This window comes from Fictibacillus barbaricus (genome assembly GCF_014635025.1).
Lineage (GTDB): Bacteria > Bacillota > Bacilli > Bacillales > Fictibacillaceae > Fictibacillus > Fictibacillus barbaricus.
The window spans coordinates 132,609-152,292 of the sequence record NZ_BMCE01000004.1 but is presented as its reverse complement, the minus strand read 5'-3'; the positions used below and the strand labels follow the sequence as shown (position 1 = coordinate 152,292).

The following is a 19,684-nucleotide window of genomic DNA, read 5'->3' as shown; positions in this document are numbered from 1 at the left end:
CGGGAATTTTAAATTGGGAAATTTAGTTGTTAAACAACAATTTATTAATTAGCTAATAAATAATGGAATTCCTATTAATATATCAAAATTATATCCTTAATGTTTTTTTTTCTTTCAAGAGTTTTATTCAAATAAAAGGATTTAAATGATTAAAGCTGCCTTTTAAATGGCAGCTTTTTCTTATTCCACAAAAGGGCGAGATTATGGGATAAGAAAGGACTTTTTGATTTTTGAAATCTTTTGCTATGTCGAACTTAAGGTGAAAAACGCTGTATAAAAAGCACATTTGGTTTAAACCAATAAACTTAAAATCTTTATTTACAACAAAATAATCATTGGCAACAAATTTAGTCCTTCTGTCAACACATCTAGATGATCCAAATCAACAGGTGTATATAAAAGCGCGATGATAATTGTATACCAAGGGTTTGCAATTTATATACCTAATATATACCTTTGGTATATAAATAATTATAATCAGTTTTATATTCGTAAAGTAAGAAATCGGATGTCCACAAAATGTATATGATTATAAATATATCTAGATGAAAATTGAGTGTAAATCACCTTTTTTTCATAGTACCGGCCGACATAGTAAAGGTATGTCGGCCGGAGTATGTCTTTCTGACAGACATACTATAAGGGGACTTGAAAGCTTATGAATACTGGAATTCTGCTAATTTAAACAGAGAACCAAAATCCCAATTTCAATACTTGAAAGAGGTAATATTTACACCGGAAATTGTTGTATTAGAAGGGTTTAAAATTACTATCAAATTACTGTAAAAACTATTTTTTGGAAATATATAACTATCCACAAAAATGAATTTTTATTAATGTTAAGTTACTACGTATAGTTAAGAAGAAACATATATACATTAAAACTGAACTTTCAGTGAATGAATCCTTGTTTAAGGGTTTATTCGCTTTTATTGACAACTATGCTGCTCAAAAGGATTTGATCAATCGCTTAACAAACGGCATCCTAACTCATTTATAAGAATATGAGGAAATTTAATGAGTATATGCTAGTTCATCGCTTAAAGTATTCTTTTTAATGTAATAGGATTCGAATTGTTGTTTTAACCATAGAAGCAAGCAAGTACGATTTAAGGATATTGTTCGAACATGCAATGGGGGTGGTTTAATGTATCCATCTATATTTGGGTTTTTATGATGTAATATCTCTTTGGGATCTTAGTAATATAAACAAGGACAACAGGATGCATAAGGGTTTAAACGCTACTATCGAATAAATAACTTTTCGGACATCGTAACCTTTCCCCTATAACCTTTCCTCTAAGGGGCAGAGAAAAATAAGGCAAATCGCAACGCTGCCAACGGATTAAAATTTTTCAGCAATCCATACTTTACCCCCTTTATGTACCCCCTTAATTTAAGTGTTTTATCCCTATGCAAAGAGGAAAGGTTGAGGATGAATATTCAGATGAAAATAGCCCCAAATTTTTGTAAGAAGCATATGAAATGGTGCTATGGCATCCAGGTATGCATGTGCCTGTGCAGAAGCCTTTACATAATCTGCATTACGCGATAAATAGTTAGTGTCAGCTGGGACCCACTCCTTAAATCAAGCGCAATATCATGCCTGGTTCCACCATTGAACGCAGATGGTTGGACTACATTGGCGAAGAAAACCAAAAATTGTTTTAAGCAAAACCACTACAGCCATGAGGATTTAGCTTTAGAGCTTACAGAAATGTTAGGTGAAGACGTTTATTTTTCACAAAACACATTTTATAAGCCTCAGCAACTTGAAATATTCGCTAATTACGTGCGCTCTAAGTAGATTTAGATTACTTTTATTCAATTGTGCCTCCTGAATTTTCACGAAGGTCTTCTATTTTTGCTTACAACTCATTTGTGAAAACAGTTATATTTCCTCTCACAACGAGCACGTTTATAGCCTTGTACTACTTCGGAAAGCCCAAGTATAAAAGAACTTGCAGTATCAACCAAAATATCCCCTATAAACTAGAAATTGATTCTTTTGCTATATCTGCTGATGTATCACTCCCGACATCTAAAATAGTATCTATCGTGATGTTTTCCTTCTTCGTTTAATTCTTTTCTTTTGTTCAATGAAATCACCTTACGTATTCAATTAATGCCTTCATCTTCTCTCTTATCCCTATTATCATCTATATATTTTTTGTAAAAAGACAGAAAAAGAGCATGTTTCAAGCTCTTTTTCTCTAGGAGGATTAATATTTTTACGGATACCGATATCGTTGTTGTGCAAGAAGTGTACAACAACCACTGGTCTGAACGCAGTGACTTACAAGATCAGGAAAAAACTAGCAGAAGTAATATTCATATGCTGCTAACCTAGATCTCAATCCATTGAAGGAAGGGGGACACCGTCATTAATACGGAACAGCAGTCTTAAGGAAGTATCCAATTATTAAGTCCGATAATCATGCCCTCACGAAAATTGGGAATACCGAACAACGTAGTTTGCTTGAAACCACGATTAATATAATTCAAAAAGAGTATACAAACAACTATTGGGTTATACCATAAAAGGGCAGGAGAAAAATATGATTTTAAGAGTGATAAATTACATTTGTGAAATAATAATTGATGTACTAGAATTTTTGGATTAGGAGGAGGTTCGGCAAATGGGTGCTGTAGAACGGAATGGGTATCGGTTTGAACCAGAATATAGTGTAATCAAACAAAATGGCGCGATTCATGTGTATAAAAAAGGGAGTTTTTAGAAGAAATAAAATTCTTTTTTTCCGGAGAATTTCCGAATGTTGATCAAATTGAACACATAATTGATACATACTGCAATCAGCACGGGATTTGATTTTTGAAGGTAAATTGTGACTTATGGAAAAATTACTTACTTTAATATGGAATAAGTTTTTCTATTGAATTAACGGAGAGGGGATAGTTGTAAATATCGTAAAGTAAAGAACGAACTCCCCCACAGTGTGCCGTCATTCCATGGTTGAAGGAAGAAGTGTAAGGATATGAAATGTTAAAAAACTAAGTGGTGTTCAAAACGTTTAACGGAGGATGAATACGATGGAAAAAATCATAATACTTGGAACAGGTCCCGCGGGGCTTACAGCAGCGATCTATCTAGCTCGTGCGAACATGAAGCCTATCGTCATTGAAGGGGATCAGCCAGGGGGTCAGCTCACTTTAACAACAGAAGTTGAGAACTTCCCTGGCTTTGTAGAAGGTGTCATGGGTCCTGAACTCATGGATAACATGAGAAAACAAGCAGAACGTTTTGGTGCTGAGTTTAAACGAGGATGGGTCACGAGTGCAGATCTATCAAAAAGACCTTTTACCTTACAAGTTGACGGTTTAGGCAAAGTTCAGACAGAGTCTCTTATCCTCTCAACGGGTGCATCTGCTAAGTTGCTTCAAATACCTGGAGAAAAAGAAAATATCGGACGTGGCGTAAGTACTTGTGCAACATGTGATGGATTCTTTTTTAGAGGAAAAAAAGTCATCATCGTTGGTGGTGGTGACTCCGCGATGGAAGAAGCAAATTTTTTAACCAAATTTGCTAATGAAGTAGTAATTGTTCATAGAAGAAATGAACTTAGAGCTTCTAAAATCATGCAAGACCGTGCAAGAGAGAACAAGAAAATTTCTTGGCAGCTTGATAAAACACCAACAGAAGTCCTCTCAGGTGATAAAGGTGTTACGGGGTTAAAAGTAAAAAATAACGCGACGGGTGAACAAGAAGTCATCGAAACGAACGGAATCTTCGTAGCTATCGGTCATAAACCAAACACAGGCTTTTTAGATGGTCAGATCAATACGGATAAAACAGGTTATATCGTTGTTACACCAGGGACGACCGAAACCAACATTCCAGGCGTTTTTGCATGTGGCGATGTACAGGATAAAAAATACAGACAAGCCATCACAGCAGCAGGAACAGGTTGTATGGCCGCACTTGACACTGAACGTTACCTAGAAGGCAGTGCTGTTCAAGACTGGAGTAAAACTTTATAAAAGTGGGATTATTATGAACGAATTCTCTTTTAGACCCAATAATGGAGTTTCATTTTTAGGCATTAAAGTCTGTATAACAAATATTCCCTCAATGGATTGATGTCAATAGCTTTTTCAACTAAACTTCATGTAGGAGCCTCCTTTTAACTTCTTTTTTAAAATGGAAGAGGATATGGTTTCTTATGAAGTTTTTTCTTTATTAAAGGTGGGACTAGTGCATGTACGATTTTCGAACACATATCAAACAACATTTCCACAATCTTTCTAAAGGGCAGCAAAAACTAGCCAAATATCTATTAGAAGACCCGCAAGCCTTTGCCTTGAACTCTGCGGGTGAGATCGGAAAAAAGGTCGGAGTCAGTGAGACGACTGTTATCCGTTTTTGTTATGCACTTCAATTAAGTGGATTTAGTGAACTGCAAAAAAGGATTCGAGAAAACCTTTTATCGCAAAGTGGTCTAGATAAATACTATTCAGAAAAAGTGAAGCTCGCTAAACAGCCTCATTTTTATGCGCAGGTTATGAAACAAGACATAGACAACATCAATCGAACGATACAGCATATAAACGAAAATGAATTTAACAGAGCGATTGAAAGACTGATGATGTCGGATGAGATTGTTATAACCGGTCTAAGAACTTCCTATGCAGCAGCACATTGGTTTAGTTTTATGCTAGGCATGGTAAGGGGGAATACCTATCTTTACAGGCCAGATACAGATGACTTTATTAGACAGATGAGTCAAATGACTAAAAACACTACTGTTGTTGCCATCTCTTTTCACAGGTACATAAAAGAAACAATCAAGTTCGTAGAAATAGCCAAAAAACATGGTGCTTATATTATTGGAATTACAGATTCCCCAATCGCACCGATTTCTAAATATGTCGATAACATTATTTCTATTTATCATTCTGAATCGACAATCGATGCGACCCCGGCATTATTTTCTGTATTAAATGCCCTAGTAGCAGGAGTTTCCGTTCAGGATCATGAAAAGTTTAATAAAAGAAAAGAACAGTACGACTTAATTGAGGACGACCATTTATTTGTCAATGAGGGGGGAGAAGATAAATAGTGGTGATCTTGAATTCTATGGCTGGAAAAAGGGTGTTAATTCCCTGGTCCAGTCTTTTTTTATAATCATTGATATCCTTTCTTCTATAGATTTAGCTAATCTCCTCGTATGGGAATTAGTAATTCCTAAAGTGTTTTTCACCTGTTCGTGTTAATATCCTCTAAAGATAAAATTCTAAAAATTTTGATAATAGTTTGACTTACTTTATTCCTCTGTTCATAATTAGAAGTATAGACTTCGTTTGTAAATAAAAAAGAATTTATAACTTCAAAAATTAACTTTAAGGCAAACTCTTTGGTACACCAAAAAGAGAGGATACGACAAATGAAAATTAATCAGATTGATGTTCATAGGTTACGCATGCCACTCAAGTCTCCATTTGAAACTAGCTTTGGCAGGTTAACGTATAAGGATTTCTTGGTAGTAAGTGTTCATAGCGAAGATTTGATTGGTTACGGTGAAAGTGCTTCATTACCTTTCCCAATCTATAATGAAGAAACGACAGGAACTGTGTCCTACATGCTGAAGGAATTCCTTATTCCAAAACTTTTCTCTATCGATCAGATTGACCATCCCGAGGAAGTCTCTAAAGCTTTTGAACCGATAAGAAGGAACAATATGGCCAAAGCTACTCTCGAAGGAGCGGTATGGGATCTATACAGCAAACGAAAAGGGATTTCTCTTGCAAAGGCACTTGGGGGATATAAAAGGGAAATAGAGGTAGGTGTAAGTATCGGGATTGAACCTACCGTTGAAGAAGTTCTCGAAAAGGTTGAACGGTTTATTTATGAAGGTTATAAAAAAATAAAAGTGAAGATCAAACCCGGCTTTGATATAGAACCAATCCGAGCGATTAGGGAGAGGTTCGGCCAAACAGTTAATCTTATGGCCGACGCTAATTCAGCTTATACACTCGACCATATGCATGTATTAAAAGAATTGGATCAATATAATCTTCTCATGATCGAACAACCTCTAGCTCATGATGATATTATCGATCATTCACTTGTTCAAGAACAGCTAAATACCCCTATATGCCTAGATGAAAGTATTCACTCGGTAGAAGATGCAAGAAAAGCTATCGAACTCGGAAGCTGTAAAATTATTAACATAAAGACTGGACGAGTCGGCGGGCTGATGGAAGCAAAAAGAATACATGATTTTTGCAAATCCAAAAACATCCCTGTTTGGTGCGGCGGGATGTTGGAGGCGGGTATTGGACGCGCTCACAATATTGCACTTACATCACTTGATAATTTTATGATTCCTGGGGACACTTCTGCTTCAGATCGTTATTGGGACTTAGATATTGTTGTACCGGCAGTCATACTAAGTTCTCCAGGAAAACTAGAAGTTCCGGATTACCCTGGCATAGGTTATGAAATAAATGAAGAAGCGTTTAATCGGTATGTTGTAGAAAGAGAGACGTTTACAAACGAAAAAGTAGTTTTTTAATCTTGATTTCTATTAATAAACCAGGGAGGAATCACCGTGTTCGATTTTATTATTAGAGGCGGCCCAATCTATGATGGGACTGAAAACCCTTGGAGCAGGCTGGATCTGGGGATCAAGGATGGAATCATCAGCAAGATTGGTGACCTAAGCCAAGAGCAAGCCGAAACTGAAATTGATGCAAAGGGACTAGCGGTCTCACCGGGTTTTATTAATACGTATGTTCACTCAGACTTACTATGTACTAAATCTGAGATCCATCATATTAAAGTCGGTATCTCTCATGTCTTGGTCAATGGCAAACTGGCTGTAAAAGAAAATAAATACGTAGGTACAACGGCAGGAAAAGTGTTTCGCCGGGAGAGAAGTTATGCAGAGAATATTTTCGTTTGATGTTGTTACAGAATTCGATCAGTTAACGGAGATTGTCCAATTACAAAAACTAGTCTGGGGAGAAGAGGTCATCACCTCTCTCCCTCAAATGGTTGCAGCCAATCATAACGGTGGAGTAGTCATCGGGGCATTCGATGCTGAAACCCAAAAACTAATAGGCTTCTGTTACGGATTTACTGGATTTAGCAGTCTAAGTGATGCTCCTTATCTATGCTCTCATATGATGGCGATCCATCCTGATTACCATAACCAGGGGATCGGTGAAATGTTGAAGTTTAAACAAAGAGACTGGGCCATCCATTATGGTTATAAGAAGATGGTATGGACCTTTGACCCGTTAGAAATTAGAAATGGCTACCTGAACCTTTGCAAACTCGGCGGCTATGTTAAAACCTATATCAAAGATTATTACGGATTCATGAACGATAAATTAAACAAGGGTGTTCCATCGGACAGGTTCTTAGTTGAATGGGATCTTTTTTCAAATAACGTAATAAATGCCTCCGTGAGGATCCGTAACTACTCCGATAAATGGGAGAACTATGAGTTGCTCGAGGATGACTTTGATGACGTATACCTAGAGTCTCAGGCTGCCAAGCACCATAGCGGTTATTTAGTGCCGGTACCACCAAATATTCAACAGATGAAAATGGATTCCCCTGATCTTGTTAAAGAGTGGAGGATGAAACTCCGAAAACAATTCAGTTTAGCTCTTTCTTCTGGTTACTTTGTCGCTGGCATGATTCGTGGTGACAGGGTCGGATATTACGTCTTAGAAAAATATTCTGTCTAAAACTGAAAGGAATGCTTATTGTATGTTAGTAATAAAAAAATGGGTAAACGAAAACGATGATCTTCTTTTGGAGATTTACGATAAGCTTCATAACCTTGCAGAAGTGAGTTGGAAAGAAGCAAGAACAAGGGAGTTCTTGTGCAGCGAACTAGATAAGATTGATCTCCCCTACCAAACCTTTGAACATCACTATGGGATTGTGGTTACCTGGAAGGGTTCTTCAGGCGAAGGTCCAACCATAGCCCTTCGTGCTGATATGGATGCCTTATGGCAAAATGTAGACGGGATTTGGAAATCAAATCATTCTTGCGGGCATGATGCCCATATGGCAATGGTGTTAAATACACTACGTTGCTTGAAAGAAACAAACTTTCAACCTTTAGATGGATGCCTTAAGGTGATCTTCCAGCCAGCTGAGGAGTCAGGAAAAGGAGCAAAAGCGATTATAGATGATGGTTTAGTAGATGACATTGATTACTTATTAGGGATTCACGTACGCCCGAAAATCGAGATGCGTTTTGGAGAGGTGTCACCTGCTATTTATCATGGCGCAGCCACTCTTCTAAAGGGACGGATAAAAGGGATACAGGCTCATGGATCGAGGCCGAATATGGGGATTAACGTTGTAGATTCCCTGGGTGCAATCATTGCTGCTGTGAATGCTGTCACAGTCGATCCTACCATTCCGAGTTCTGCAAAAGTCACACAAGTTAAAGCCGGTGGAGACAATATAAACATCATTCCTGATGAAGGTGAATTCAGCATTGATCTTAGAGCGCAAACAAATGCAGCTATGAAAAACCTGATTGAAAAAGTAACAACAGCCGTTAAATATGCAGGCCAGGCCAATGGTGCTGATGTAACTGTTGAGAACCGTGCTCAGATGGTGGCTGCCGAGCCGAACAGATTCATGGAAAGCATTATAAATGAGGCGATATGTGAGGTTCTGGGCAAAAATTCGGCAGTAACACCACCAATAACACCCGGGGGAGAAGATTTTCATTTCTACACGAAGGAAAGGAAAAACATCCAGGCAACAATGATAGGTCTGGGAACAGATCTAGAGCCCGGGCTTCATCATCCGAAAATGCACTTCAATAAGAACTCCTTAGGAAATGGTGTTGCTATCCTTGCTGCTTCAACGATTCTGTTGTTTGAAAAAGCAAGATTTCATAATTAATTAGTATGAAATGTTAAGTTTGGATCTATGAGCTGACCAAAAGGTGAGCTCTTTTTTTATTAATCAACAAACCGTCCATAATATGGATACCACTTGGGCAGAGAGAAGTATAAAATGGAGTATCCACTTTCTTCGATAGAATATAGAACCAGATGAAAGCAAAACATGGTGAGTCCAGCAATGAATAATCCAATTGTAAATACCCACCCAAAGGAAGCTAAACCTGGTGATGTAGTTATTATTGAAGGAAAAAAATTAGACTCGATAGGAAGGAAACATATAAGTTGGAAAAAGAGATTCAGCAACTTATGGATGGAGTTTGGGAAGATTAATATCTTATTTTGACGAAACATATCGCTCTCCTTCTGTTTGTCCATTATATGAGTCAAAACTTGTCTTGAAAAAAAATGCCTGGGTAAAGAACTCGGGCATTTTTTAAATGATAAATTTACTAAAGTCTTAAATGTCCCTAAGTTTTTGTTCATAAAGCCATGAACAACCAAGGGCGATTAATATGTTTGCAGTCAAGCGATATATATCTCCAGTAAAAGCGTAAACAATTCCTGCTATAAGAGAGGAACCGAAATGAGCGATTATTCCTGCTTTAATTAAAGTCGTAAGCATGCTAAGAATACTCCAATAATCCATATTTAATATTGATAATAACTGGACAAGTTATTTGTTCCCTACTTTGATTATTTTTATAATTTTTTATATGTAACAACCTAGACGAAACTTAATTAACTTGTCCACCTTCAAAAGTTGCATATTTTGCATCTGTTACTCTTATAGAATGCTTATAAGCTTCAAGATCAGGTAATTGTTCTTCAAAACGCCTCAGAACCATCAATTAATTTAAAAGTAATAAGATATTTTTCCATCATCACTATCTCCTCTTTTATCAATTATTCTTTTAATTATAACGTTCCTACTTTTGTTCCCTTAAAAATACGCTTTTTTAATGCTAACTATAATTGAGATCTGCTTAATGAATTTTATAAAATAATTTCTTAACAAAAAGGTTAAACTTATAAACCGAACATAATTTTTTGATGCCTGAATAAGTAATGCTTTAGCGACTTCAAAAGGTAATTCTTTAAACTTAGATTCTTTATTACTAGCTTCTTTGTTTGTTTGGCATATCAACACTTTATTATTCCTTGCAGCATCTAAGAAATCATTCCCTGCCCATGATGTACCTTTAATTAAATACATAGTTCCTCTTTTGTTGACCATGTTAGTTCTTTTGATCAATCCAATTTCAGTCATTAGACCAATATGAGACTTGTGCCGCGTTTTATTCTTTGCAGTTGGAGATACAGCACCTTTTTGTGAAATTATAATTAAAAACCTTAAAGTTGTCTGTAAACATGGGGAATTCTACCTTCATCGCGATGATATGATTCATGAAGTCATCCCTCTTGATCATAACGATGTTCTCTTCCTTATCTCCCTGTCCGGCGAAACTCAACAAGTTTTGGATATCGCAGAACTCGCAAAAAAGAGGTGTCAGATTAATCTCGCTCACCCACTTTAACAACAATTTCCTGCAGGATCATGCTGAAGTGAACTTGTATTGCTATTCGCCTGCAAAGAAACTGAATGAGTACAATGTAACTGATAAGACACCGGTTATGTTGGTTCTTCGCGCCCTTGCGGAATACTACTGGCAAGCACATGGGTAATTTAATGTGTATAAATACACATAGAATTACACTATTAGAGAAAAACTGTGTAAAAGTAAGAGGAACACTGTTTCTCTTTTTTTATTTGCTATTATGGACTCACAGCTAAAATGAAAGGGGTTACAATCATGTTGTTGAAGAACTTAACATCAGAATCCTTAATTAGCACCAATAAATCGTTTACCTCTAAAGAAGAGGTTTTAAGATATCTAATAAAACAGTTGGCGACAGAGGGTAAGATCCAATCGGAAGAAGAATTCTATCAGACCGTTATGGAAAGAGAATCTCTCTCACCGACTGGTTTTGAAGGGGGACTCGCCATCCCTCATGGAAAATCTTCTACAGTAAACCAGGCAGCTTTTGCTGTGGCAACCCTTGAAAAGCCAATCGACACGTGGGAGAGCGTCGATCCAAACAATAAAGTTGAATTGATTTTTTTGTTAGCGATTCCAAAGAGTGAAGAAGGGTCTACACACCTTTCCCTTCTAGCTGAATTGGTGACAAGGCTGTCAAACGAAGAGTACAAAAATAAGTTGATAAACGCAAAAACAAACCATGAACTTTATGAATCGCTGGATGCTGCTCAAACAGAGACTGAAACGGTCACAGCACCAGCGACAGGGAAGACAGTGTTAGCTGTCACAGCCTGTCCAGCTGGTATCGCCCATACCTACATGGCAGCGGACGCTCTTATGAAGGCCGGGAGAGAGTTAGGCATCCAAGTGTATGTTGAAAAACAAGGTGCAAATGGAATAGAGGACCGCCATACAAAGGACCTTCTTAAAAAAGCAGACGCAATTGTCTATGCAGTAGATGTAGCAGTGAAGGACGAAGAACGTTTCATCCACCTGCCGAAGGTTAAGACATCAGTAGCCAGCCCGTTGAGGGATGCCAAGGGGATATTGGAGCGAGCCGTACAAAAAGCAGAGAATTATACAAAATCGGATTATGTGGAAACAGATGACACAAGTGATTCAAAAGAAGGAAAATCAGTCAAAACCGAAATCAAGGACTCACTATTAACGGGTATCTCGTATATCATCCCTATCATTGTTGCTGGTGGAATGACGCTCGCAGCCGCTGTATTTATTGCTCAAGCTTTCGACCTTCAGGAGTTGTACAACCAAGAAGGCTCATGGCTATGGCTATTAAGACAGCTCGGAGGGACTCTTTTAGGTCAGTTGATGATACCGATCTTAGCTGCGTATATGGCTTATTCGATTGCTGATAAACCGGGGTTAGGACCAGGTTTTGCTGCAGGGGTAGCTGCAAACCTAATCGGAAGCGGATTCCTCGGTGGTATGCTCGGCGGGCTGTTGGCCGGTTATTTCTTGAAATACTTGAAACAAACTGTAAAGCCAAAAGGCACATTTGCTGGATTCGTAAGTTTCTGGTTCTATCCTGTTATCGGAACATTAGTGGTCGGTTCGATCATGTTGTTTGTCGTTGGTAAGCCGCTAGCATTCTTAAACACAGGTCTGATCGAATGGCTGAACGGCCTGAGCGGTGCAAACGCCCTTATTCTTGGAGCTATCATCGGAGCCATGGTATCGTTCGACCTCGGTGGGCCTGTAAATAAAGCCGCGTACACGTTCTGTATTGGTGCGATGGCGAGTGGAAACATCATTCCTTATGCTGCATTCGCATCTGTCAAGATGGTGTCGGCATTCTCGGTAACAGGTGCCACTATCCTTGGAAAAAAGTATTTTACAAAGCAAGAACAAGAGATCGGTAAACAGACCTGGTTATTAGGTCTAGCTGGAATAACCGAAGGGGCAATCCCGTTTATGATCAACGATCCGCTTCGTGTGATCCCATCCCTCATCGCGGGATCTGCTGTAACCGGTGCCATTGTGGCATATTCTAACATCGGGCTCGATGTACCGGGAGCAGGGATCTTCTCGCTCGCTCTATTAAAGGGACAGCCATTGTTTGCAGCAGCTAGTATCTGGCTCGGGGCTGCTTTGGTAGGTGCGGTCATTTCGATGATCTTATTGATTGTGACACGCAGGAACAAACTGAACAAAGCCGGACAAAAAGAAGCTTAAGATTGGAGAGAATTAAATGAAAAACGTTCATATTGTACCCCATATGCACTGGGACAGAGAATGGTACTTTTCAACGGAAGAATCCAGAATATTATTGGTAAACAATATGGAAGAGATCATGGAGATGCTCGAGAACAATCCTGATTATCCCTACTACGTGTTGGACGGGCAGACATCCATTCTGGAGGACTACTTCGCCGTTAAGCCAGAGAACAAGGACCGTGTAAGGAAACTCGTACAGGAGGGCCGGTTGATTATTGGTCCATGGTACACGCAGACTGACGAGATGGTCGTAGGAGGAGAATCCATCGTTCGTAATCTTTTATACGGAATAAAAGACAGTGAAGAGTTTGGGGATTATATGAGAATCGGCTACCTTCCAGATTCATTCGGACAATCCGCTCAGATGCCTATGATCCTAAACGGATTCGACATCACGTACTCCATCTTCTGGCGCGGTACATCGGAGCGCCATGGTACGGACAAGACAGAGTTCTACTGGAGAACAGAGGACGGCTCGAAGGTACTAGTTCAGTTGTTCCCGCTGGGCTATGCGATAGGGAAGTATCTGCCGGAGGACGAGGAGGCACTCCAAAAGCGCATCGATAAATATTTCAAGGTACTGGATCGTGGTGCGACAACAGATCATATCATCTTGCCGAACGGGCATGATCAGATGCCGATACAAAAGAACATCTTTACGGTGATGGAGAAGCTAAAAAAACTATACCCTGACCGGGAATTCTTCTTAAGCAAATACGAGAACGTCTTCAGTGAACTTGAAAAACAAGGCGACCTGCCAACTTTGGAAGGTGAGTTCCTGGATGGAAAGTACATGCGTGTCCACCGCAGCATCTATTCAACTCGTATGGATATCAAAGCCGCGAACACGAGGATCGAGAACAAGATCACCAATATTCTAGAACCGCTCGCTTCACTCGCATACAGCTTAGGTTTTGAGTACCACCATGGGCTGATCGAGCTGATCTGGAAAGAGATCATGAAGAACCACGCACATGACAGCATCGGCTGCTGTTGTTCGGATAAGGTGCACCGAGAAATCGCCAACCGCTTCTTCTTAGCGGAGGAAAAAGTGGACCAGCTGATCGAATTCTACAAACGTAAAATCGTTGACAGTATGGATACCGAAAAACAACATGACCGCTTGACGGCGTTTAACCTACTGCCGTATGAGCGTACGGAAGTGATCACGACAAGTGTGATGACGAAGTTGAAATCCTTTAAACTGGTCGATAAGGATTCAAACGAGATCGATTATGAGATCCTAAAGAGTGAGGTAACGGATCCTGGCTTGATCGACCGTCAGATTGTTCATTACGGCAACTACGATCCGTTTATCAAATATACGATTCAGTTGAAAGACACAGTGCCATCAATGGGGTATAAAACCTATTTTGTTGTGGAGAGCGACGAAAAGCTTCAACCGTCCTTCGTAACGGCGGACCAGGTCGAGACCGATTTTTACGAAATATCTGTTAACCAAAACGGTACTCTAAACATCTTTGATAAAAAACTAAACAAGCGTTTTGAGAACGTACTCCTCCTTGAAAATGGAGGAGACGATGGGGACGAGTATGATTTCTCACCATTGCCGAACGAAGAGTTGATCTACAGCGATCGCGTTGAAGCGAGATCAGAGATCCGTAAAAACCGTTACGGGGCAACAATCGATGTTCAATACAGACTTTCCGTTCCGGCTGATCTTGAAAAGCGAAAAGACAAGGTGATCGACAGCCATGTAGACGTTCATGTTGTCGTTGCGGTACAAAATCATAAACCGATTATCGAAGTGGAAGTAAACGTGAACAACTTCGCGAAAGACCATCGCTTAAGAGCGTTGATCCCGACTGGTATCGCAGCCAAGTTCTCTATCTCTGACAACCAATTCGGAACGATAAAACGTGACGTGATCGATCCTGCTATCCATGTTTGGGAAAAAGAGGACTGGGACGAGCGCCCGGATCCTATCTATCCGATGCTGAGCTTTGTCGGGTTGTCGGACGATGCATACGGGGTGAGTGTGCTGACGAACAGCACGAGAGAGTATGAGATCATCGGGGAAGAATTTGACACCATCGCGATCACTCTCTTCAGAAGCATCGGCTTCCTTGGGAAGGAAGAGATGCTCAGACGACCTGGCCGTCCGTCCGGTATCAAGCTGCCGACGCCAGATTCTCAAATGCTAGGTGAATTAACCATAAACTTCGCCATAGCAACGCATTCTAAGGAAACGAACGTTCCTCGGACTGCTAAAGAGTATCTCACGCCGGTGGTTACCTATAACAAGATCCCACACGATGCGATGAGACTTAACAAAGCTGATGTTACGACTCCACTAGAGTTCAGTTTCTTGCAAGAGGTTCATCCGAATGTCGTCTTGAGTACGTTAAAAAAGGCAGAAAAAGAGAACCAATTCGTGCTCAGGTTCTATAATCCAACTGAAAGAAAAGAAACTGCAGGGTATTCTTTCAACCGTGACATCCGTCACGCATCGGTTGCCAACCTGAATGAGCGTGTTTTGGAAGACTTATCTATAACAGATAATGAAGCTAGAATAGAAGTTCGACCCAACCAAGTGAAATCAATATTGTTCTAAAAAATAGGAAGGGGACACTGCATTAGTGTCCTTTTCTTTTGGGAGGAGAAAGATAATGAAAGTTCTGATCGCCATCGATTCTCTCAAAGGCAGTCTCTCCTCAATTGATGCGAGTAGAGCGATAAGAGAAGGAATATCCGATGTGGATAAAGCGATAGAAGTAGTCACGGTTCCACTTGCCGATGGGGGAGAAGGTACGGTTGACGCGCTCATTTATGCGACTCAAGGAAGTTTGGTCGAAAAAGAAGTGACCGGTCCTTTAGGGAACAAAATTAAGGCAGCCTATGGGATACTAGGAGACAATACGGTTGCTATCGAAGTAGCGGCAGCATGTGGCTTGCCCCTCGTTCCTGAAGAGAAAAGAAACCCCACCTTAACGACAACCTATGGAGTAGGAGAGCTTATTTGGGATGCGATAGGTAGAGGGTGTCGCGATTTCATTATCGGTCTAGGGGGCAGTGCCACGAACGATGCAGGGTTCGGCATGCTCCAGGCGCTAGGATATTCTTTTTTAGACGCTCAGGGTAATGAGATAGGTCTAGGGGGAAAGGAACTGAGCAAGATTAGAAAAATCGATGTGTCGAATGTTGCCTCGGTGCTGGAAGAGTGTAACTTTCGAGTAGCATGTGATGTCGATAATCCTTTATTCGGTGAGAACGGAGCAGCTTACATCTTTGGTCCCCAAAAAGGGGCGACCCCTGAAATGGTAAGGGAGTTGGATACGGGCTTACGAAACTTTGCGGACGTTACGTATCGAGACTTAGATCGCGATATCCAGCACATGGCTGGAGGAGGAGCCGCAGGAGGACTGGGGGCTGCATTTGCCGGATTTTTAGACGGCCAGTTACTATCCGGTACCGGTCTTCTACTTGAGGCGTTGAAGATGGAAGAGAACATGGCTGATGTGGACCTGGTGATAACAGGAGAAGGAAGATTGGATAACCAAACTTCGATGGGAAAAGCACCGTTGGGTGTGGCTAATTTGGCTGCGAAACGTGGGATTCCGGTGGTCGCATTAGCAGGAGGGGTCACACATCAGGCGAACGAATTGAACCGATCAGGGATCACTTCCTTTTTTTCAATCGTTAATGAACCAATGACGCTTGAAAAAGCAATGGACACGGATGTTGCATTCAACAACTTGAGAATGACAACCCGACAGCTGTTCCTACTCATTTCGAAACTAAAGACTGTGATGTAATGTACTCTGTTAATGAACATTTAGATACAAAAGAAACGCTCGTTTGTAGTTAAGCTTTAAACAAACGTTTAAAATGGGATGAAGTACTTCATTAGGAGTTGTTAAAAACGTGTATAACGAACCGCTATTTTTGAAGCCTGTATTTAAAGACCGAATCTGGGGAGGGACGAAACTCCATGATGAGTTCGGCTATAAGATTCCTACTGAAACAACTGGTGAATGCTGGGGAATCTCCGCGCATGCACATGGTCCAAGCGAAGTCGTAAACGGTAAGTTAAAAGGAAAGACGCTCGATCAAGTATGGGACGAGCACCGTGAACTTTTTGCAGGTCAAGAAGGTGAAGAATTTCCGCTTTTGGTTAAAATCTTAGATGCCAAGACAGATCTTTCGGTACAGGTCCATCCGGATGATTCATATGCTCGTAAGGTAGAAGGTGAAGCTTTTGGAAAAACAGAATGCTGGTACGTGGTGGACTGTGGCCCAGAGGCAGAACTTGTTTATGGTCATCATGCGAAAACCAAGCTTCAATTCGGTCAGATGGTCGCGGAAAACCGCTGGGACGAGCTTCTACGCAAGGTTACTATAAAGCCTGGAGACTTTGTGTACGTGCCGAACGGGACAATTCATGCCATTGGGGCAGGCACAATGATCCTAGAAACTCAACAAAGCTCCGACATCACATATCGTGTGTATGATTACGACCGTCGTGATGATGCCGGTAACAAACGTGAACTCCATATCGAGAAATCTATTGAAGTGGCGATGATTCCACATGAGGACAACAACTTCGAGCCTGTTTTATCGGAAATTGACGATCTTAAGATAAGTAAACTGGTCAGGGAGAATTATTTTACCGTGTATCATTGGAGCCTAAATGGTACGGTTTCCAAGATAGAGAACCCATCATATCTCTTAGTCAGTGTGATTGATGGAGAAGGAGAACTAACGGTAGGAGGAGAAACTTCCTCCACCTATAAAAAAGGGGACCATTTCATCGTCCCTTCTTCAGTCAAGAGATTTTCGATGAACGGTCACGCACGATTCATCGTGTCACATCCGACTCTATAGATGAAAGTAAAACACCTGATCGAGATCTCTAAGATCAGGTGTTTTATCATTCTTCCTACAAGAGGTATCAAAAGCAAAAACACATCTTGATTTGAAGAGAGAGGAACTACTAAGGTTCTTTTCTCTTTTTTTAGAAGATATTAAATATGTATTCAATGTATATATTAAATTATATGTTGACATATATTATTAAAAATAGGTTAAACAAGTGGATTTATTAGATCAAGGAGAATGAGATGCAGCCTATTTATGAGGGTTGAAGCGAACTTCGTTCTTTCCTCTTACTTATGTACTCGTAAGACTTGTTTATGTTTTTTCAATCATTAAGAGGTTACGAGTAACTGGTACCTCTCTTAGCTAAAACTGTAGTGAATGTTAAGGTCACAGAAGCATAAACATTCAGAAGTAGCTGTGTGAGGGGAGAAAAATGAAGAAAAAAATCCTCTTATTTGTTGATTTTGGTATGATTCACTAGCCTTATCTATACGTTCTTTAAAGAAGATGATATTGATATTTTAGGAATAGTGGCGATTAGGGAAATGTTTCTAGAGAAAAAGTTTTAAAGAACGTAAATTATTTGAAGTATCTAGCTTGAAAGCCTGATATCCCTGTCTTTGAAGGTGCAACTTGCCCCCTTACGGGAATCCCAGTGGTCTACTACCCAGAGGTCCATGGTCCAGAAGGATTGGGACCTATTATAACTCCATCTATTGATTACCCCATTCATCCTCTCCACAGAGTAAAGGAAATTTGTGAGAAATTCATTGACGAACTGGCTATTATCAATGTGGGTAGACTTTCTTCTTTGGCCACATCGTTTATTCTCGGAATTAAAGTCATGCGGAATGCTAAAGAATATGTACTCATGGGAGGAGCCTTTTTTTTCCTAGAAAGTGATAGCGGTTGCTGAAGCTAATTTCTATGGAGATCCTCATGCAGCGAACATCATTTTCAACTTTGCTAAAAACCTTACGATCATCCCTTTGAATGTCACTCAAAGAGCAATCATCTCACCAAAGGAATTTGCTCAGATAGATAAGTTTCATAAAAGTACTGGTGATCCCCTAGGGTTACTTATTTCTCCATTGCTCTCGTACTATTTAAAATTCTATACACAAAGTGTACCTGGTATAAAGGGAAGCCCGCTGCATGATGTGTTACCTGTTTGGTACCTCTTTAATAAAAGTGAGTTTGATATACAAGAGATCCCTATAAAGATGGTGGTTGACGAGGAGATGCATTCGGACAAAGTTTGGGTGACTTACGGTTTAAGTATTCAGAAGGCTACGTAAAACATAAAGTGGCTTTTAACTTTAATTTTGATAAGTTTAGATCAGAGATTATTCATACATTGATGAGTAAAAGGAACTCTTTCAGCTGGTAATGAAATGGTCTTATTCCGACCTGAATTTAATTTTTCCCTTTCTGCTGGCAGGGATGAGTTTATTAAAAAATATATGTTATTAATATTGTATAAATTAATGTTAATGATGAATTTATTTTATATATCTCATTAATCTGAATAAATGGGAGGGTGTAACGCTCAGTTCCACATGAGAAGAAATTAATTGTTTGATGAAGGAAATCAATCCTACGTAATCGATTAAACAAATGTTTAAATCTGCCATAAATAAACTTCAATAATATATTAAGTGATATTTAAAACACTATAAAAATCGTTATATTTACTTTAAGTATCTATGCTCCTACAATTAGGTTAAACATTTAGGTTTTTCGCCGAAAGAAAGTTGGGGGTATATGAGAATCTTACAGAAGTATCGTCATTTAATTGGTTCTAAATGGGAACCTGACACAGGCTCTGAAAGTGAGATAATACAATTTGAAACAGATGATCAAAACTTGTTCAAAGTGAAGGAGACAGATCCCGAGGTTAATCCGACCTTGCCATATCAAATCATAGTATAATTTTTTTTTAATGTCGAATTGAAAACAGAATAGATGTTCTATGTTATACTAGGGTGGTACAGCTACATATGCAGGGTGGGCAGTGGCAATCCCCGTAAGAGAGGGGGTGTCGCTGATGGTTACTGTTACAGATACACTAACGCTCATGATCTCTTTTGCATCACTGATCGTCGCAGTAATCGCGGTTACAAACACAAAAAAGTAACCCACCCTGCACGGCCAATGTAGGAAAAGGTTACTTT

At 39.7% G+C, this 19,684-nt stretch carries 15 protein-coding genes and 2 pseudogenes; 14 read left to right on the top strand and 3 right to left on the bottom strand.

Annotation, left to right across the window (positions count from 1 at the left end):
- Window positions 1-2,639 precede the first annotated feature (2,639 nt).
- The 7 genes and pseudogenes from IEV52_RS20045 (at window position 2,640) to IEV52_RS20015 (ending at window position 8,896) form a co-directional block, all read left to right on the top strand.
- A pseudogene (locus IEV52_RS20045) lies at window positions 2,640-2,830 on the top strand (YbxH family protein).
- A 221-nt stretch (window positions 2,831-3,051) separates the two neighbouring features.
- Window positions 3,052-3,999 carry a thioredoxin-disulfide reductase gene (gene trxB, locus IEV52_RS20040; protein ID WP_188404357.1) on the top strand — a complete coding sequence of 316 codons (948 nt, stop codon included), beginning with the start codon at window positions 3,052-3,054 and terminating at the stop codon, window positions 3,997-3,999.
- 218 nt (window positions 4,000-4,217) lie between these two features.
- Window positions 4,218-5,078: a MurR/RpiR family transcriptional regulator gene (locus IEV52_RS20035; RefSeq protein ID WP_188404356.1), complete on the top strand. Its 861-nt coding sequence runs from the start codon at window positions 4,218-4,220 to the stop codon at window positions 5,076-5,078.
- Window positions 5,079-5,402: 324 nt separating this feature from the next.
- The gene (gene menC / locus IEV52_RS20030; protein ID WP_188404355.1) at window positions 5,403-6,533 is read left to right on the top strand and encodes an o-succinylbenzoate synthase; all 1,131 of its coding nucleotides are present in this window, start codon (window positions 5,403-5,405) and stop codon (window positions 6,531-6,533) included.
- Between the two features lie 36 nt (window positions 6,534-6,569).
- Window positions 6,570-6,923, top strand: coding sequence for a hypothetical protein (locus tag IEV52_RS20025; RefSeq protein ID WP_188404354.1), 354 nt, complete (start codon window positions 6,570-6,572; stop codon window positions 6,921-6,923).
- Complete coding sequence (locus tag IEV52_RS20020; RefSeq protein ID WP_188404353.1) at window positions 6,901-7,716, top strand: GNAT family N-acetyltransferase; 816 nt, start codon at window positions 6,901-6,903, stop codon at window positions 7,714-7,716. The genes IEV52_RS20025 and IEV52_RS20020 overlap by 23 nt, the downstream gene beginning before the upstream one ends.
- A 22-nt stretch (window positions 7,717-7,738) precedes the next feature.
- Window positions 7,739-8,896 carry a M20 peptidase aminoacylase family protein gene (locus IEV52_RS20015; protein WP_188404352.1) on the top strand — a complete coding sequence of 386 codons (1,158 nt, stop codon included), beginning with the start codon at window positions 7,739-7,741 and terminating at the stop codon, window positions 8,894-8,896.
- A 459-nt stretch (window positions 8,897-9,355) separates the two neighbouring features.
- Here IEV52_RS20015 and IEV52_RS20010 read toward each other — a convergent pair whose 3' ends face one another.
- Both IEV52_RS20010 and IEV52_RS20005 read right to left on the bottom strand, forming a co-directional pair.
- Window positions 9,356-9,520 carry a hypothetical protein gene (locus tag IEV52_RS20010; RefSeq protein WP_188404351.1) on the bottom strand — a complete coding sequence of 55 codons (165 nt, stop codon included), beginning with the start codon at window positions 9,518-9,520 and terminating at the stop codon, window positions 9,356-9,358.
- Window positions 9,521-9,838: 318 nt separating this feature from the next.
- The gene (locus tag IEV52_RS20005; protein ID WP_188404350.1) at window positions 9,839-10,165 is read right to left on the bottom strand and encodes a hypothetical protein; all 327 of its coding nucleotides are present in this window, start codon (window positions 10,163-10,165) and stop codon (window positions 9,839-9,841) included.
- Between the two features lie 137 nt (window positions 10,166-10,302).
- On the opposite strand from IEV52_RS20005, the gene IEV52_RS20000 reads away from it, so the two are divergent.
- From IEV52_RS20000 to IEV52_RS19970, 7 genes and pseudogenes are all read left to right on the top strand, one after another.
- Window positions 10,303-10,581 carry a MurR/RpiR family transcriptional regulator gene (locus tag IEV52_RS20000; RefSeq protein ID WP_188404349.1) on the top strand — a complete coding sequence of 93 codons (279 nt, stop codon included), beginning with the start codon at window positions 10,303-10,305 and terminating at the stop codon, window positions 10,579-10,581.
- A 128-nt stretch (window positions 10,582-10,709) separates the two neighbouring features.
- Window positions 10,710-12,629, top strand: coding sequence for a PTS 2-O-a-mannosyl-D-glycerate transporter subunit IIABC (gene mngA, locus IEV52_RS19995; protein WP_188404348.1), 1,920 nt, complete (start codon window positions 10,710-10,712; stop codon window positions 12,627-12,629).
- Between the two features lie 16 nt (window positions 12,630-12,645).
- The gene (mngB, locus tag IEV52_RS19990; RefSeq protein ID WP_188404347.1) at window positions 12,646-15,246 is read left to right on the top strand and encodes a mannosylglycerate hydrolase; all 2,601 of its coding nucleotides are present in this window, start codon (window positions 12,646-12,648) and stop codon (window positions 15,244-15,246) included.
- 55 nt (window positions 15,247-15,301) lie between these two features.
- Complete coding sequence (locus IEV52_RS19985; protein WP_188404346.1) at window positions 15,302-16,447, top strand: glycerate kinase; 1,146 nt, start codon at window positions 15,302-15,304, stop codon at window positions 16,445-16,447.
- A 109-nt stretch (window positions 16,448-16,556) separates the two neighbouring features.
- Window positions 16,557-17,516: a mannose-6-phosphate isomerase, class I gene (manA, locus tag IEV52_RS19980; protein WP_188404345.1), complete on the top strand. Its 960-nt coding sequence runs from the start codon at window positions 16,557-16,559 to the stop codon at window positions 17,514-17,516.
- 427 nt (window positions 17,517-17,943) lie between these two features.
- A pseudogene (locus IEV52_RS19975) lies at window positions 17,944-18,900 on the top strand (nucleoside hydrolase).
- A gap of 374 nt (window positions 18,901-19,274) precedes the next feature.
- The gene (locus IEV52_RS19970) at window positions 19,275-19,442 is read left to right on the top strand and encodes a hypothetical protein (protein ID WP_188404344.1); all 168 of its coding nucleotides are present in this window, start codon (window positions 19,275-19,277) and stop codon (window positions 19,440-19,442) included.
- A gap of 48 nt (window positions 19,443-19,490) precedes the next feature.
- On the opposite strand, the gene IEV52_RS22860 is transcribed toward IEV52_RS19970, so the two are convergent.
- The gene (locus IEV52_RS22860; RefSeq protein WP_188404343.1) at window positions 19,491-19,652 is read right to left on the bottom strand and encodes a hypothetical protein; all 162 of its coding nucleotides are present in this window, start codon (window positions 19,650-19,652) and stop codon (window positions 19,491-19,493) included.
- Window positions 19,653-19,684 lie beyond the last annotated feature (32 nt).